The 16967-nt window shown below is 65.1% G+C and carries 14 protein-coding genes; 6 read left to right on the forward strand and 8 right to left on the reverse strand.

All coding sequences use genetic code 11. The features are described from left to right. Positions 1-14: 14 nt before the first annotated feature. The 5 genes from PVW49_RS07320 to proS form a co-directional block, all read right to left on the reverse strand. Positions 15-599: a GNAT family N-acetyltransferase gene (locus tag PVW49_RS07320; protein WP_274590234.1), complete on the reverse strand. Its 585-nt coding sequence runs from the start codon at positions 597-599 to the stop codon at positions 15-17. Beyond that, positions 596-1051: an arsenate-mycothiol transferase ArsC gene (locus tag PVW49_RS07325; RefSeq protein ID WP_082154566.1), complete on the reverse strand. Its 456-nt coding sequence runs from the start codon at positions 1049-1051 to the stop codon at positions 596-598. Before PVW49_RS07325 ends, PVW49_RS07320 begins: the two co-directional genes overlap by 4 nt. A 4-nt stretch (positions 1052-1055) precedes the next feature. Further along, on the reverse strand, positions 1056-1535 hold the full coding sequence (locus PVW49_RS07330) for a UPF0262 family protein (RefSeq protein WP_048529377.1): 480 nt from the start codon (positions 1533-1535) through the stop codon (positions 1056-1058). 134 nt (positions 1536-1669) lie between these two features. Further along, positions 1670-2617, reverse strand: a complete 948-nt coding sequence (locus tag PVW49_RS07335; protein ID WP_048529379.1) for an AEC family transporter — start codon at positions 2615-2617, stop codon at positions 1670-1672. 101 nt (positions 2618-2718) lie between these two features. Further along, positions 2719-4059: a proline--tRNA ligase gene (gene proS, locus PVW49_RS07340; protein WP_274590235.1), complete on the reverse strand. Its 1341-nt coding sequence runs from the start codon at positions 4057-4059 to the stop codon at positions 2719-2721. A 211-nt stretch (positions 4060-4270) separates the two neighbouring features. Between proS and PVW49_RS07345 the strand changes: the two genes are divergently transcribed. From PVW49_RS07345 to PVW49_RS07355, 3 genes are all read left to right on the forward strand, one after another. After that, positions 4271-5329, forward strand: coding sequence for an AI-2E family transporter (locus tag PVW49_RS07345; RefSeq protein ID WP_048529381.1), 1059 nt, complete (start codon positions 4271-4273; stop codon positions 5327-5329). A gap of 25 nt (positions 5330-5354) precedes the next feature. Then, positions 5355-6038, forward strand: coding sequence for a DnaA/Hda family protein (locus tag PVW49_RS07350; protein WP_048533645.1), 684 nt, complete (start codon positions 5355-5357; stop codon positions 6036-6038). 67 nt (positions 6039-6105) lie between these two features. Beyond that, positions 6106-8280: an RNA degradosome polyphosphate kinase gene (locus PVW49_RS07355; protein WP_048529383.1), complete on the forward strand. Its 2175-nt coding sequence runs from the start codon at positions 6106-6108 to the stop codon at positions 8278-8280. Between the two features lie 27 nt (positions 8281-8307). Here PVW49_RS07355 and arsB read toward each other — a convergent pair whose 3' ends face one another. Then, on the reverse strand, positions 8308-9363 hold the full coding sequence (gene arsB / locus PVW49_RS07360; protein ID WP_048529385.1) for an ACR3 family arsenite efflux transporter: 1056 nt from the start codon (positions 9361-9363) through the stop codon (positions 8308-8310). Between the two features lie 149 nt (positions 9364-9512). Continuing rightward, the gene (locus PVW49_RS07365; protein ID WP_274565836.1) at positions 9513-10982 is read right to left on the reverse strand and encodes an alanine/glycine:cation symporter family protein; all 1470 of its coding nucleotides are present in this window, start codon (positions 10980-10982) and stop codon (positions 9513-9515) included. A gap of 452 nt (positions 10983-11434) precedes the next feature. On the opposite strand from PVW49_RS07365, the gene PVW49_RS07370 reads away from it, so the two are divergent. The 3 genes from PVW49_RS07370 to PVW49_RS07380 are packed head-to-tail and all read left to right on the forward strand — an operon-like array spanning position 11435 to position 13781. Further along, the gene (locus PVW49_RS07370) at positions 11435-11731 is read left to right on the forward strand and encodes a DUF883 family protein (protein ID WP_048529388.1); all 297 of its coding nucleotides are present in this window, start codon (positions 11435-11437) and stop codon (positions 11729-11731) included. Positions 11732-11748: 17 nt separating this feature from the next. Next, entirely contained in the window at positions 11749-12189 is a 441-nt protein-coding gene (locus tag PVW49_RS07375) for a hypothetical protein (RefSeq protein ID WP_274590236.1), read from the forward strand. Positions 12190-12236: 47 nt separating this feature from the next. Next, a complete protein-coding gene (locus tag PVW49_RS07380) occupies positions 12237-13781 on the forward strand; it encodes a Ppx/GppA family phosphatase (protein ID WP_074837032.1) in 1545 nt (514 codons plus the stop codon). 130 nt (positions 13782-13911) lie between these two features. Here PVW49_RS07380 and PVW49_RS07385 read toward each other — a convergent pair whose 3' ends face one another. Continuing rightward, entirely contained in the window at positions 13912-16938 is a 3027-nt protein-coding gene (locus tag PVW49_RS07385; protein ID WP_274590237.1) for a valine--tRNA ligase, read from the reverse strand. Between the last annotated feature and the right edge of the window lie 29 nt (positions 16939-16967).

A 16967-nucleotide genomic window follows, 5' to 3' on the forward strand; every position in this document is an offset into this window, starting at 1 on the left:
ATGACATATAGGGCTCAGAGCGCGCGCATCCAGACCTGCAAGGGTTTTTCGGTGGCCTCGGGCCGATCGATATCCTGCCATTCCAGCCAGGCCTCGGCCCCCGCCACGGGCGCATAACCACGCTTGCGCCAGAAGCCGTCGAACGGGCGATACCCCGCCGGCCGCAGGGGGTGATCGTCGGGCCGGCGCACGGCGCAGAACAGCGCGTGGTCAAAGCCCTGTGCCCGGGCAAAGCGCTCGCGCCGGTCAAAAAAGGCATGGCCGATGCCGCGGCCGCGATACGCGGGCAGCAATACGCTCTCGGCGCAATAGAAGATGCGCGTCAGGGGCACCGGCAGGGCGGCGGCCACCGCCCGGAATTCCTCGGCGTGGTCCTCCAGCGGCGTGCCGGTGGCGGCGCCGATCAGTCGCGTGCCGTCAAACGCGCCGACAAGGATCGCGCGGTCCGAGTTGCGGTAACTCTCGAGATAGGCGGCCTCGTAGGCCGGATCGCCGTCATAGAGATAGGGCCAGTCGCGAAACACGGCGATGCGCAGCCGGGCCACATCGTCGAGCGCCGCATCCAACGCCGCGCCGGTCAGTACCCGCAGCTGCGTCATGCGCTGACCGAGCCCCAATCGGCCTTGAGCTGGTTGACGATCTGATCGCGGGTCTGGCGATAGGCGGCGAGCTTGGCTTCGCGTGTGTCGCCCTGGGCGGTCGGGTCCATGATCGGCCAGTAATCCACCGTCAGATGGAAAAACCGCGTCAGCTCCAGCGCTCGGTGCTGGCTGGCGGGCGAAAGCGCGACCACCAGATCGAAAGAGGACAGCGCCTCGCCCATCTGCTCCAGCTCGTCGAAGCTGCGCGAGCGGTGGCGGTCGAGTTCCACCCCGATTTCCTGGCAGACGGCGATGGCAAATCCGTCGATCTCCAGATCGTTGCGCACGCCGACCGACTGCACATAGGTCTGGAGCCCGTAGAATTTCTTCATGATGCCCTCGGCCATCGGCGAGCGGACGGCGTTGTGATCGCAGCAGAAGAGGATGGATTGCGGCAGCGGGCGCGTCACCAGGTCAGGCCCCGAAGTGCAGGACACAGATCAGCGTGAACAGCCGGCGCGCGGTGTCATTGTCGAGCTCGGCCTTGCCCTCGAGCCTTTCCTGAAGGATGCGCGCGCCTTCGTTGTGGATGCCCCGGCGGGCCATGTCGATGGTTTCGATCTGGCTGGCGGGCAGCTTCTTGACCGCATCGAAATAGCTTTTGCAGATGTGGAAGTAATCCTTGACCACCTGCCGGAACGGGCTGAGCGACAGGTGAAATTCTGCCGCCTTCTGATGATCCTCGGTGTTCAGGTCGAAGACCAGCCGCTTGTCGCGGATGCAGAGCGTCAGCCGGTAGGGCCCGGGCGGGACCGCCGCGCCCTCGCGGGCGGGCAGGGCAAAGGAGTTCTGCTCCATCAGATCGAAGAGCGCCACCTTGCGTTCCTGTTCGACCTCCGGGGTGGGGGGCGGCAGGTTGGCGTCGTCCAGGTCAATCGCGATGATACGGCTCATGAGACTTGGCCTTGGCTGGGAAGGGTATCAGAGGCGTAGCGGATCGGCGGGGGCGGGGCAATGCGGCGGGTCGACACCGGGGTCCGTGGTGTTGCAGGCGGGGTGCAGTGCGGCCCGGCGCCGTTCCTCGCGCATCAGGGCAGCGCGATGGCCAGCATCGCGCTGATGGTGAGAAATGACAGGGCGGTCATCACCAGCATCGCCAGGGAGGCATTGCGGTCGTCACCATACCGTTGTGCCAGGATCGGATAGATGGCCATCGCCGGCGTTGCGGCCAAGATCACCGCAGCCGATGCCAGCAGAGGATCGCTCACCCGCTGACCCAGTGCCGCCATGAGGAGCAGGCCCAGGGCCACCGCCGCCGGATGGCCGAGCAACTTGCCCGCCACGACGTGAAACACCGATGCCCTCGCCGTGCGCAGGCGCAGCGCGGCCACCGAACCGCCGATCACCGCCAGCGAGACCGCGGCACTGGCGGAGGCCAGGATGTCGATCGGGCGATCGATCAGCACCGGCAGGGTGATGCCCGATGCCGAGATCGCCAGCCCCAGCACCAAGGCAATGAGGATGGGGTTGCGCGCCAGCCTTGCGGCGATCTTCCGCACCAGTCTGCCGCCCGTCAGATCACCGCCCGCCGCCCGTTCGGCCATCACAAGGACAAGCGGGATCATGACAAGGTTTTCGACGATCATGTTCAGGGCAAGCGCCGTCGCCGCCACCTCCGGCAGCGCCATCAGAAGGATGGGATAGCCGATGAAGCCGCTGTTGGCACAGGACATCCCCATCGCGGCGAAGGTGCTTTGCCGCACCGTTCCACCGGTGACGCGCCGCGTCCAGAGATAGCCCAGCGCAAACACCGCCAGCGAACCGAACAACACCGCGCCGAGGTAGCCCAGGTTGGCGATCTCGCCCAAGGGGCGGGTCGAGACAGCGCGCAGGATCAGCGCGGGCAAGGCGAGGTTGATCACGAACTTGCCCAGCGCGTCCATATCGGTCGAGGTGAAAACGCCAAGCCGGACCGACAGAAACCCGATGCCGATCAGCACGAAGATCACGCCGGTAATGGCCAAGATATCAAGCATAGGGGCCTCTACCCTGCAAGCTGCGCAGCGGTCGCGTCAGTGGTCGGAAGGTCTCAGGAACCGCGAGGCGCCGGGATGCGGCGCCTCACTGTTCGTCGTGCTCAGACGGCGCCGGCGTAAATCGCCGCGATGCGCTTGACCGCCTCTTCGGGGGGCAGGTCCTCGCTTTCGCCGGTGCGGCGCGAGGTCAGTTCCACCACGCCGTTCTTGAGACCCCGCGGCCCGACGGTGATCCGCCAGGGCAGGCCGATCAGGTCCATGGTGGCGAATTTCGCACCGGCGCGTTCCTTGCGGTCGTCGTAGAGCGGGTCGAGACCCAGCGCCTTGAGCGAGGCGTAAAGCGCCTCGCAGGCGGCGTCCGCCTCTTCGTCGCCCTGTTTCAGGTTGACGATGCCGCAATGGAAGGGCGTCACGCCTTCTGGCCAGATGATGCCCTTGTCGTCGTGGCAGGCCTCGATGATCGCGCCCAGGAGGCGCGAGACGCCGATGCCGTGGCTGCCCATGTGCACCGGCACCTTGGTGCCGGCGTCATCGGTGACGGTGGCGCCCATGGCGTCGGAATACTTGGTGCCGAAATAGAAGATCTGGCCGACCTCGATGCCGCGCGCGCTGCGGCGGCGCGCTTCGGGCACCTGGTTGAAAAGCGCCTCGTCATGGGTCTCGTCGGTGCGGGCATAGCGCGAGGTGAACTCCTCGAGCACCGCCTGACAGGCGGCGTGATCGTCGAAATCGATCTCGCGGTCACCGAATTTCAGATCGGTGATCTCGCTGTCGTAAAACACCTCCGACTCGCCGGTCTCGGCCAGCACCAGGAATTCATGGGTGTCGTCGCCACCGATCGGACCGGAGTCGGCGCGCATCGGGATGGCTTGCAGGCCCATGCGTTCATAGGTGCGCAGATAGCTCACCAGGTGGCGGTTGTAGGCATGCAGCGCGTCTTCCTTGGTGAGGTCGAAGTTGTAGCCGTCTTTCATCAGGAACTCGCGGCCGCGCATCACGCCGAACCGCGGGCGGATCTCGTCACGGAACTTCCATTGGATCTGATAGAGCGTCAGCGGCAGATCCTTGTAGCTGCCGACATGGGCGCGGAAGATGTCGGTGATCAGCTCTTCGGCGGTGGGGGTAAAGAGAATGTCGCGGTCGTGCCTATCGCGGATGCGCAGCATCTCTTCGCCGTAATCGTCATAACGCCCGCTTTCACGCCAGAGCTCGGCCGACTGGATCGTCGGCATCAGCATGGCGATATGGCCGGCGCGGGCCTGTTCCTCGTGGATGATCTGCTCGATCTTGCGCAGCACCTTGAAGCCCAGCGGCAGCCAGGAATAGATCCCGGCGCTGGCCTGCTTGATCATGCCGGCCCGCAGCATCAGCCGGTGGCTGACGATCTGCGCCTCGGCGGGGTTTTCCTTGAGGACGGGAAGAAAGTAGCGGGAGAGACGCATCGCGTGACCTTTGGCAATCCGGGGTTGGCAGCGGTTTTGAGCCATGGGCGCAGCGATGGCAAGGGGCAGGGGCCCCGCACCGCCCATTCCCCCGCAATCTGCTGGCGCAAGCGGCGTTTTCCCCGTGCCGCACCGCTTCGCGCCCGCCCCGTCGCTCTTGCAACCCTCTTCGCGACGGGCGATGTATCGATAAACTAAAGGGGAAGCCCACATGGCCCTGCCGGTACGGGAACAATTCAAATATTGGGGCGTCGCGGCGGTGGTTTTTTCCGTCGTGCTCTGGTTTCTGGGCGATGTGCTCCTGCCCTTCGTGCTCGGGGGGGCGATTGCCTATCTGCTCGATCCGGTGGCCGACCGGCTGGAGCGGGCCGGGCTGAGCCGGGCGGCCTCGGTCGCGGTCATTACGGTACTGGCGTTGGTGGTCTTTGTGCTGCTCTCGCTGCTGGTGGTGCCGACGCTGGTGCGGCAGGCGGCGGATCTGGTCAATATCGCGCCCCAGCTCTTTACCAATCTCAAGGATTTCCTGGTCTCGCGCTTTCCCGATCTGGTGGATTCCGAATCCGCCGTCAGGCAGTCGCTGGTCTCGATCGGTGAGCGGGTGCAGGAATATGGCGGCAAGTTCCTGGAAACAGTACTGTCTTCCGCCGCCTCGATCATCAACGTGGTGCTGCTCTTTGTCATCGTGCCGGTTGTCTCGGTCTATCTGCTGGTCGATTGGGATCGCATGGTTGCCCGGATCGACGATCTGCTGCCGCGCGATCATGCGCCGGTGATCCGTCAGCTGGCGCGTGATATCGACAGGACGCTGGCCAGTTTCATCCGCGGTATGGGGATGGTCTGCCTGATCCTCGGCACCTATTACGCCGTGGCGCTGATGCTGGCGGGGCTGCAATTCGGGCTGATCGTGGGCTTCATAGCCGGGCTGATCACCTTCATCCCCTACGTCGGCGCCTTGGTCGGCGGGGCGCTCGCCGTGGGGCTGGCGCTGTTCCAATTTTGGGGCGATTGGTTGCAAATTGCCGCGGTTGCGCTAATTTTTGTTGTAGGCCAAGTGATTGAGGGCAATTTCCTGACGCCCAAGCTGGTAGGCGACTCGGTGGGATTACACCCGGTCTGGCTCCTCCTGGCGCTAAGCGTTTTCGGGTCGCTGTTCGGATTCGTAGGTATGCTGGTTGCGGTGCCGGTCGCGGCGGCGCTGGGCGTGATTGCCAGGTTCGCCACACGGCAGTATCTTGACAGCCGATTGTACCGGGGGGTGTCTGATGACTAGGCCTTTGGATCACGAGGCATTTTTGATGACGCGACAACTGAAGTTCGATCTGACGGCGCGGCCTGCGCTGGGACGCGAGGATTTTTACGTCTCGCCCGCCAATGCCGTGGCGCTGAGCATGATCGACGCCTGGCGCGACTGGCCCAACCGCAAGCTGGTGCTCAAGGGCGCGCATGGCAGCGGCAAGACCCATCTGGCACATGTCTGGGCCGAGATGTCGGGCGCGCGCATCATCCGCGCCGTCGACCTGCCGGACGTCAATGTCGCCGAACTGGCGCAGGCGCCGCTCTGCATCGAGGATGCCGAGAGCGCGGCCGGCAACGAGGACGCCGAGGCGCATATGTTCCACCTGCACAATCTGGTGCTGGCCGAGGGGCATGCGCTGCTTCTGACCACCACGCTCGAGCCGGCCTATTGGTCGCTCGAACTGCCCGATCTCAAGAGCCGGGTGCAGGGCACGCAGGTGATCTCGCTCAACCCGCCCGATGACGAGCTTTTGGGGGCGGTCTTGGGCAAGCTGTTCGCCGACCGCCAAATCAGCCCCAACCCCGATGTGATCCCCTATCTCGTGCGCCACGCGCCGCGGTCTTTCGACGTCGCGCGCAAGATCGTGGCGACGCTCGACGACATGGCGATGGGCACCGGCAAGCCGATGAGCCGCGAAATGGCGCGCCGCGCCGTCGCTGGGCTGAACGACAGCGAAGAATGATTGTCGGGCGCCTCAAGAGGTTGAATTAAGGCTGGAAGCGCCGCGTGATCTGCCCGATGATCCCGCCATGACACAAGCCGATTTTCTCAATTCCGATTTTCCCGAGTCCATGGCCCTGACCGAAGACGCCCTTGATGGGCCGGGCCGTTTCGTCAACCGCGAGATGAGCTGGCTGGGCTTCAACTGGCGCGTGCTGGAAGAGGCCGGCAATCCGCGCGTGCCGCTGCTGGAGCGGCTGCGCTTCCTGTCGATCTCGGCTGCCAATCTTGATGAATTCTTCACCGTTCGGGTCGCAGGCCTGCGGGAACTTGAAAAGGAGGGCCATACCGCGCCCTCGCATGACGGGCTGACCCCGGCACAGCAGCTGGTGCAGATCCGCGAGGATGCCCGCCGGCTGATGGCGTCGCAACAGGAGACCTGGGCCGCGCTGCGCCGCGAAATGGAGGGTCAGGGGATCGAGATCGTCGACCGTGTCGATCTCAAGTTCTCCGACAAGCAGCACCTTGATACCGTGTTCCTGCGGCAAGTCTTTCCGATCCTGTCGCCGCTGGCGATCGATCCGGCGCATCCCTTTCCCTTCATTCCCAACACCGGCTACAGCCTCGCGCTCGAGTTGGAGCGGGTTTCCGATGGCCGGGTGCTCAAGGCGCTGCTGCCGATCCCGCATCAGACCGATAGGTTCGTCAGCCTGCCGTCACCCGATGGCACACGCCGCTTCCTGCCGCTGGAGCAGCTTCTGCTGCTGCACACCGAGAGCCTGTTTCCCGGTTACAGGCTCAAGGCGCATTTCCTGTTCCGGGTGCTGCGCGACAGCGATCTCGAGGTCGAGGACGAGGCCGAAGACCTGGTGCGCGAATTCGAGGTGGCGCTGAAGCGCCGCCGTCGCGGCGAGGTGGTGCGGCTCACCGTGTCGCGCGGGGCGCCGCAACGGCTGCTCGATGTGGTCAAACGCGAGCTGCATGTGCATGACGACGAGATCATCGAGCTCGACGGCATGTTGGGGGTCGCCGACCTGCGCGAGCTGGTGCTCGACAGCCGGCCGGACCTGCTCTGGCCATCGTTCACGCCCCGCGTGCCGGAACGGGTGCAGGACCACGATGGCGACATGTTCGCCGCGATTCGCCGGAAGGACATGCTGCTGCATCATCCCTATGAGACCTTCGACATGGTGGTGCGCTTTCTGCAACAGGCGGCGCGCGATCCCGACGTCGTGGCGATCAAGCAGACGCTCTATCGTACCTCGAAGAATTCGCCCATCGTTGGCGCGCTCTGCGAGGCCGCCGAGGATGGCAAATCGGTCACCGCCCTGGTCGAGCTCAAGGCGCGCTTTGACGAGGCTGCCAATATCCGCCAGTCGCGGCGGCTGGAACGGTCGGGCGCGCATGTGGTCTATGGCTTTCTCGAATGGAAGACCCACGCCAAGATCTCCACCGTGGTGCGGCGCGAGGGCAAGGATCTGGTGACCTATACCCATTACGGCACCGGCAATTACCACCCGATCACCGCCCGCATCTACACCGATCTCAGCTTCTTCACCTGCGACACCGATCTTGGCCTCGATGCCACCAAGGTGTTCAATTACGTTTCGGGCTACGCAAGGCCGCTCGACCTGCGCAACATCTCGATCTCGCCGCATGACATGAAGACCGACCTGCTGGCGATGATCGAGGCCGAGGCGGCGCATGCGCGTCAGGGCAAGCCGGCGGCGATCTGGGCCAAGATGAATTCGGTGATTGAGCCCGATATCATCGACGCGCTTTATGCCGCCAGCCAGGCGGGTGTGAAGATCAGCCTTGTGATCCGGGGGATCTGCGGGCTGAAGCCCGGGGTGGCCGGTCTGAGCGAGAACATTAGGGTCAAGAGCATCGTCGGCCGGTTCCTCGAGCATTCACGCATTGTCTGTTTCGGCAATGGCGGCGGGCTGCCGTCCGAGAAAAGCCGCGTGTTCCTGTCTTCGGCCGACTGGATGGGCCGCAATCTCAACCGTCGGATCGAGACGCTGGTGGAAGCGAAGAACCCCACCGTCAAGGCGCAGATCACCGAACAGATCATGGCCGCCAACCTCGCGGACGTGGCGCAGAGCTGGGTGATGCGACCGGACGGGACGTTTCACCGCCCGGTTCTGTCGGAGGGCGAATTTGCCTTCAATTGCCACCGGTTCTTCATGGAAAACCCGTCGCTTTCCGGTCGCGGTTCCGCCGGGGCGTCGGATGTGCCGGTGCTGACCCATACCGAGGACTGAGGGCGTACGGCAGCTTTTCCGCTCCGCCTACCCCGGAAACCAGTGCCGCGTCCGGTTCGCCACGGCCACCAGCGACAGCATCACCGGCACTTCCACCAGCACGCCGACCACCGTCGCCAGCGCCGCGCCGGAACCAAGGCCAAACAGGCTGATCGCCACCGCCACCGAAAGCTCGAAGAAATTCGAGGTGGCGATCATCGCGCAGGGCGCGGCGACGTTGAACGGCAGCTTCCAGGCAATCGCCGCGCCATAAGCAATGACAAAGATGCCGTAGGTCTGGATCAGCAGCGGCACCGCGATCATCGCGATCACCAGCGGCCGGTCGAGGATGACGTGGCCCTGAAAGCCAAAGAGCAGCACCACCGTCAGAAGCAGCCCGATCACAGATCCCGGCTTGACCCGTGCCTTGAACGCCTCGACCGCCGCCTCGCCGCCGCGCCGTACCAGGGCCTGCCGGGTCAGCATGCCGGCCGCCAGCGGGATCACCACGTAAAGCCCGACCGACAGCAGCAGCGTCTCCCAGGGCACCGGGATGTCGGTGACGCCCAGCAGCACGGCGACGATCGGGGCATAGGCAAAGATCATCACCACGTCGTTCAGGCTCACCTGCACCAGCGTATAGGTCGGATCGCCCCGGGTGAGTTCCGACCAGACAAAGACCATCGCGGTACAGGGCGCCGCCCCCAGAAGGATCACCCCGGCAAGATAGGCCTGGGCATCCTCGGGCGGGATCAGCCCGGCAAAGACATAGTGAAAGAACAGCACGCCAAGCCCGGCCATGGTGAAGGGCTTGATCAGCCAGTTCACCACCAGCGTCACCACCAGCCCCTTGGGCCGGTCGCCGATCTGGCCCAGGGCGCCGAAATCGACGCCGACCATCATCGGATAGACCATCGCCCAGATCAGCACCGCGATCACCAGATTGACCCGCGCAACCTCGGCCGCCGCCAGAAGCTGGAACAGGCCGGGCACAAGGCTGCCCAGCGCCAGCCCCGCGCCAAGCGCCAGCGCGACCCAGAGAGAGAGCCATTTCTCGAAGCTGCCGATGGGGGAGGTGGCGGGCGCGGTCTCGGAGGCGGTCATGTCGGTCTCGCGGTTTTTGGAAAGACAGGGGACTTGTCCGAAGCCGGGAGCGATTTGTCAAATTTGTCATGCGGTGTCATGCGGTCACCGCATGGCAGGTATGAAAAGGCCGGCGCAGGTCCGCCCGCGCCGGCCCGGATCGCATCGGGTTATTCCGCCGGGGCGGGCCGGGAGCCGGCCGGCGCCGCCTGCGCGGCGGGGGCGTCCGGCCAGGCGCTCGGATCGGTGTCGAGATCGGGGAACTTCGCCGGGTCGAAGACCGGCTTGACGATGCCCTGTTTCAACTGGTCGCGGAAATCGGTGATAATCCGCAGCGCCACCGGAAACAGCATCATCAGCGCCATCAGGTTGACCACCGCCAGAATGCCCATCATCGGATCCGAGAAGGCAAAGACCGCCGTCGCCCCGGGCGCCACCGCGCCGAGAAAGACGATGGCCACGATCGCCGCCCGCAGCACATGCACCGCCATCGGATTGCCGGTCATGAAGGTCAGGGCGTTTTCGCCGAGGTAGTAATTGTACATGATCGACGAAAAGGCGAAGAGCAGGATCGCGAAGGTCAGGAAATACTGCGACCAGGCGCCCACATGATCGACCAGCGACTGCTGGGTCAGCGCCACGCCGTCAACGCTTTCCGCGCCGGGCTGATAGACATCGCTGAGCAGGATCACGAAGGCGGTGCAGGAGCAGATGATCATCGTGTCGATAAAGACCGACAGGCTCTGTACGATGCCCTGGCTCACCGGGTGCTTGACATAGGCCGTGGCCGCCACGTTCGGGGCCGAGCCCAGGCCGGCCTCGTTCGAGAACAGCCCGCGCCGCAAACCCTGGGCCAGCGCCGCGCCCATGCCGCCTGCCACCGCCTCGCGGAAGCCGAGCGCATTGGCGACGATGTCCCAGATCACCGCCGGCAGGCTTGTGATGTTGAGCACGATGACGATCAGCGCCATGGCGATATAGCTCAATGCCATGATCGGGATGATCACGTCGGCGGCCTTGGCGATGCGGTGAATGCCGCCATAGATGATGAAGCCGGTGAAGATGGCCAGCGCAATGCCGGTGTACATCCGCGGAATTTCCATGCTGTCGAGCGCAGCGCCAGCCACGGTGTTGCCTTGGAACGCGTTGAAGCCAAAGGCGAAAGAGGCAATCAGGCAGACCGCATAAACCACCGCCAGCCAGCGGTATTGCACGCCCAGGCCATACAGGATGGTGCGCGCCGGACCGCCACGGTAATTGCCCTCGGGCGTTGTGCGTTTGTAAAGCTGGGCGAGCGAGGATTCGATCAGCGAGGTGCACATGCCGACCAGTGCGATCATCCACATCCAGAACACCGCGCCCGGCCCCCCGAGCGAGATCGCCACGGCGACGCCGGCGATATTGCCGCCGCCGACCCGGCCGCCGACCGAAACGAAAAGCGCCTCACGTGCGCTGATCTTGGAGGGATCGGAAGATTCGTCGTCGCCGGTCAGAACGCCGAACATCCGGCGGAAGAAGCGGAACTGGATAAAACCGCTGGCGATGGTGAAAAATCCGCCAAAGACCACCAGAATGGGAACCAGAGCCCAGCCCCAGGTCAAGTCATTGATCAAATTGAATAGTGGATCGAAAAATGCCATTGCAAGGCTCCTTGTAGCACTGCGATTCCTGCAAGCTATCAGGTGCATCTCTGCGGCGTCACCCTAGAAATCATTTCCCGCTAAAAGCGAAAACCCCTGTCTGGCCCGGGCCTTGCCGCCGGCCGACAACCAAGGGCCCCTGCCTGTTCTGCAAAACCGCAGGCGCTGGGCCGGCCCGCCTTGACCGGTTCGGCCGCCGGCCTACCTCCGCAGCAAGGAGATGACTGCCCCGAGTGGCGCGGATATGCGCGGTCAGTCGTGACGAGGTCGGATCGCCGCGGAACCCGGCGTGGGTCTGGGCGGTTATCCTGGCGCCGGCGCTGCCTGCCTTTCGGGGCACGGGGCCGATGCAAAGCTCAGCCAGGGGGACGGCCAGCCGGGCCCGCCCCCGAACCACAGAAACACAGGGGCGGTGCCGATCATGGTGCCGCACTTTTGCAGCGGAGAAAGACATGGCCACCAAGGAAGAACTCGAACAGCAACTCGAAGTCGCGCGCCGCGACATCGAAACCCTCGCCACCATGGCGGGCGGCACCGTGCGCGAGCAGGTGCAATCCGGCGTCGATCGCGCCGGCACCGAGATCGAGCATCTCTCGGCCGAGGCGCGGGCGCTCTATGATCAGGCCCGCAATGAAGGCGCGCGGATGCGGCAGATGACCGAAGAGCACATCCGCTCCAACCCGCTGGCGACGGTCGGACTGGCCTTTGCAGCCGGGGTAATCCTGTCGGGGCTTCTGGGGCGGAAATGAGCCTCGGGGGCGGGTTGATGCATCTGGTGACGGAGTTCCTGGCGCTCAAGTCCCGCAGGATCATTCGGCAAGCGGCCCTGGGGCTGGCGGCCGGGTTTCTGGTGGTGGCGTTTCTCGGGATCACCCTGACCTTTGCCTGCATCGGTCTCTTTCTGGCGCTTGAGCCGAGCCTCGGTGGCCCCGGCGCGGCCTTGGTCGTGGCTGGGATCTCGCTGGTGCTGGCGCTGGTGATCCTGCTGGCGATCTTCGTGGCGATGCGCCGTCGTCGCCGCCCGCGCCGGCGGCCCGGGCCGGTGCCCGCGACCCCGGCGGCGGGCCCGCCGCCGCCGCCCGGACCACCGCCGCAGACGCCCGGATCGACACCCGGCAAGCGCAGCGTTCCGGTTGCCGCCGCGTCAGGTTTTCTGACCGGGTTTCTGACCGGCCGGGCGACAGAGAAAACCCCGCCCCGGCGTTGACCGCAGCCCGCATGCTGGGCCATATGGGGAAAACGCCGGGGAATATCATGGACGTATCACGCGAAGGTTCCGGTCAGGATCACGGGCCTTTCGGCCGCGCCCTGTTCGACGATCCCAGCGCCCGCCGCCTGGCGCGCGTCGGGGTGGTCGATATCGGGTCGAACTCGGTCCGATTGGTGGTGTTTGACGGCGCCGCGCGTTCACCGGCGTATTTCTACAACGAAAAGATCATGTGCGGGCTGGGCGCCGGCATGGCGGAATCGGGGGCGCTGAACCCCGAAGGCCGCCGTCGGGCGCTTTCGGCGCTGCGCCGGTTCCAGTACCTCGCCCGCGGCATGGATCTGCCTCCGCTGACCGCCGTCGCCACCGCCGCGGTGCGCGATGCGCAGGACGGGCCGGATTTCTGCGACCAGGTGCTGCGCGAAACCGGGCTGAAAATCCATGTCATCGACGGCGAGGAGGAAGCGCGGCTGTCGGCGCAGGGGGTGCTGCTGGGCTGGCCGGGCTCTTACGGGCTGGTCTGCGATATCGGCGGCTCGTCGATGGAACTGGCCGAGATCAACGATGGCGTTGTCGGCAAGCGGGTGACATCGCCGCTCGGGCCGCTGAAGCTGCGCGACGTCAAGGGCGGTGCCAAGGGCCGCAAGGCGCAGATCAAGTCGGTGATGGAAGACCTGCACACCCGCATGGGGCCGCAGTCGAACCGGCTGTTCCTTGTCGGCGGCTCGTGGCGCGCGATTGCCCGGATCGACATGGAGCGGCGCGGCTATCCGCTGCATGTGCAGCACGAATACCGCATGACCACCAGCGCGGTACGCGAGACGGCGAAATACATCGCCGGCTGGGATCTGGAGGAGCTGCGCAGCCTTTGCGGCCTGTCGTCGTCGCGGATGGCGCTGGTGCCCTATGCGGTCGAGGTGCTGAAACGGCTGGTGCAGACCTTCCGCCCCAAGGATATCGCGGTGTCGAGCTATGGCATCCGCGAGGGGCTGCTCTATGAGCAGATGCCGCAGCAGCTGCGCGACCGCGATCCGCTGATCGAGGCCTGTCTCTTTGCCGAGGCCAAGGATGCGCGGCTGCCGGGCTTTGGCCGCGATCTCTATGAATTCATCCTGCCGCTCTTTGCCAATGCCAAACCAGCCAAGCTGCGGCTGGTGCAGGCTGCCTGCCTGTTGCATGACGTGAGCTGGCGGGCGCATCCCGACTATCGCGCCGAGACCTGTTTCGACAATGCTACCCGCGCCAACCTGGGCGGGCTCAGCCACTGGGAACGGGTGTTCCTGGGGCTGGCGCTGCTGCACCGCTACAAGAACAAGCGTTCCGGCACCCGGTTCGAGGATCTGTTTCCCATTCTCGAGGAGAAAGAGCAGCGCGAGGCCGAGATTCTCGGCAAGGCGATGCGGTTCGGGGCGATGCTCTGGATGTCGGAAGGCGGCCACATCGGCGAGCTGGGCTGGCGGCCCAAGAAGCGGGTGCTGAGCCTGCGGCTGTCCGAGGGTGCCTGGCCGCTCTACGGCGAAGTGGCGGAGGCGCGGTTCCTGTCGCTGGCCAGCTCGCTCGACGCCACCATCGACGTGCAATTGACGGGCTGACGGGCGAAAAGGGCGGGCAAGCTAGCGGTGAGGCCCCGGATCAGGTCCGCGGCGGTGTGGTGCGGGACGCGATGCTGCCCCGAAGCCAGGGGGCGAGCGACCGCCCGCCCCCTGTTTCGCAATTCCTCGCTCAGAGTTCGCTCAACCGGGCGAGCGCATCCTTGAGCTTGGCTTCTTCCTCTTCGCGGGCGGCAAGGTTGGCGCGGGTTTCCTCGACCACCTCGTCCGGCGCGCTCTGCGCGAATTTCGGGTTGTTCAGCCGGCCGCGCAGCCCGCCGAGCTCCTTGGCGAGCTTGCCGAGGGTCTTTTCCAGCCGCGCCTTTTCAGCATCGACATCGATGATCTCGGCCAGGGGCAGGCCAAAGGTGGCGCCGCTGACCGGCAGGGTGGCGCAGCCCTTGGGGAAGCCTTCGACGGCGCTCAGACTGTCGATCCGCGCCAGGCGTTTGATCAGCGTGTCGTTGCGCGCCCAGGCGTCGCGGGCGAGGTTGTCCATCTCGGTCACCAGCATCGGCACATGCAGGCCGGCCGGCACATGCATCTGGGCCCGGACCGAGCGGGTGGTCTCGATCACCTCGATCACCCAGTTCATCTCGCGGTCGGCCTCGGGGTCGATCAGGCCGCTGCCATAGGTCGGCCAGTCGGCATGCACCAGCATCTTCTGCCGCTCGGCCAGGGTGCCCCAGAGCTCTTCGGTAATGAAGGGCATGATCGGATGCAGCAGGATCAGGCATTGGTCGATGACCCAGCCCATGACCTTCTGTGTCTCGGCCTTGGTCGCGTCGTCCCCGTCAAGCAGCAGTGGCTTGGAGAATTCGACGTACCAGTCGCAGACCTTGCCCCAGACAAAGGCATAAAGCGCCTGGGCGGCGTCGTTGAAGCGGAAGTCTTCGAGCGCCTGATCCACCACCTCGCGGACCCGGGCGGTCTCGCCGATAATCCACTTGTTGACCATGGCCGAAGCTTCAGGGACCACCCCGTCCGAGCCGGTGGCGTCGTTCATCTCGGCAAAGCGGGCGGCGTTCCAGAGCTTGGTGCCAAAGTTGCGGTAGCCGGCGATCCTTTGCATGTCGAGCTTGAGCACGCCGCCGAGCGAGGCCATGGCGGCATTGGTGAAACGCAGGGCATCGGCGCCATATTCCTCGACGATGTCCAGCGGATCGACCACGTTGCCGGTGCTCTTCGACATCTTCTTGCCCTTGGCGTCGCGCACCAGGCCGTGCAGGTAGACGGTGTCGAAGGGGATTTCATCCACCACGGCGAGCTGCATCATCATCATCCGGGCGACCCAGAAGAAGATGATGTCCTGGCCGGTGATCAGCGTCGAGGTCGGGAAGTATTTGCGCAGCGCCTCGGTGTCTTCGGGCCAGCCCAGGGTGCCGATCGGCCAGAGGCCCGACGAGAACCAGGTGTCGAGCACGTCCGGGTCGCGGAACACCGGGATCGCCTGCGGCCGGTGGCGCTGGTCGACGCCGGTCAGGTCGGGATCGGTGCGAATGGTCTCGGCCAGCAGGTCGACGGCGGCTTTCTCGTCCTCGACCAGGAGGAATTCGGCGTCGTCGCCAAAGGTCGCGTGCATCTGCGCCAGCGCCTCTTCCTCGGTGGCGGCGCAGAAAGAGCGCCATTTGTCGCCGAGGCCCGGGGTGTGCCAGACCGGGATCTGGTGCCCCCACCAGAGCTGGCGCGAGATGCACCAGGGCTCGATGTTCTCGAGCCAGTTGAAATAGGTCTTTTCGCCGCTTTCAGGCAGGATCCTGACGGTGCCATCGCGCACCGCGTCGAGCGCCGGGCCAACGATCTTGGCGGTGTCAACGAACCATTGGTCGGTCAGCATCGGCTCGATCACCACTTTCGAGCGGTCGCCGAAGGGCTGCATGATCAGTTTGTTCTCGACATAGGGCATCATGCCGCCGTCGAAACAGGTCTCGCCATCCTCGTTCGGCGGGGCCGGGACCATGACCGCGAGGCCTTCCTCGGTGATCTGTTGCACCACCCGCTTGCGCGCCTCGAACCGGTCGAGACCGCGCAGATCGTCCGGCACCAGGTTGATGGCATCGGCCTCGGATTCGCTCAGCGTGCGGTCGCCGGTGGCAACTTCGATGGCAATCTCCGACGCCTCCTCGTAGGGGTCGCCGTCGTCGCGCATCCGCCCCTGGGTGTCCATCAGGCGGTACATCGGGATGCCGCCGCGCTTGGCGACCTGATAGTCGTTGAAATCATGCGCGCCGGTGATCTTGACCGCGCCCGAGCCGAAATCGGGATCGGGGTATTCGTCGGTGATGATCGGGATCAGCCGGCGGTGCTCTTTCGGCCCGACGGGGATTTCGCAGAGCTTGCCGACGATCGGCGCATACCGCGCGTCCGAGGGGTGCACCGCGACCGCACCGTCACCCAGCATGGTTTCCGGCCGGGTGGTGGCGATCGAGATATAGTCGCGGGTCTCGCGCAGGGTGACGTTGCCGTCTTCGTCCTTCTCGACGTATTCATAGGTCTCGCCGCCGGCCAGCGGATACTTGAAGTGCCACATGTGGCCCGGGGTCTCGATGTTCTCGACTTCGAGGTCCGAGATCGCGGTCTCGAAATGCGGATCCCAGTTGACCAGCCGCTTGCCGCGATAGATCAGCCCCTTGTCGTACATGTCGACAAAGACCTTGATCACCGCGTCGTGGAAATTGCCCTCTTCGCCGGCGGGCGCATTCGGCGCGCCCGACATGGTAAAGGCCGCGCGGTCCCAGTCGCAGGAGGCGCCGAGGCGCTTCAACTGCTGGAAGATGGTGTTGCCCGAGGTCTTCTTCCACTTCCAGATCTCGGCGGTGAAATCCTCGCGGTCCCAGTCGCGGCGCGGCGGCTTGCCTTCCTCGGCGAGCTTGCGTTCCACCACCATCTGCGTGGCGATGCCGGCGTGGTCGGTGCCGGGCTGCCAGAGCGTGTCATAGCCCTGCATGCGCTTCCAGCGGATCAGGATGTCCTGCAAGGTGTTGTTGAAGGCATGGCCCATGTGCAGCACGCCGGTAACATTCGGCGGCGGGATCATGATCGCATAGGTCGAGGCGCCGTCCTTGGCGTTGGCCCCGGCGCGGAAGGCGCCGATCTTTTCCCAAGCCTCGTAGATCCGCGTTTCGGCGGAGTTCGCGTCGAATGTCTTGTCCAGTGCCATGGGGCTTCTTCCGCTGTCGTATTGGGTCC

The sequence above is a fragment of the Marinovum sp. PR37 genome (assembly GCF_028807375.1).
Classification (GTDB): Bacteria; Pseudomonadota; Alphaproteobacteria; order Rhodobacterales; family Rhodobacteraceae; genus Marinovum; species Marinovum algicola.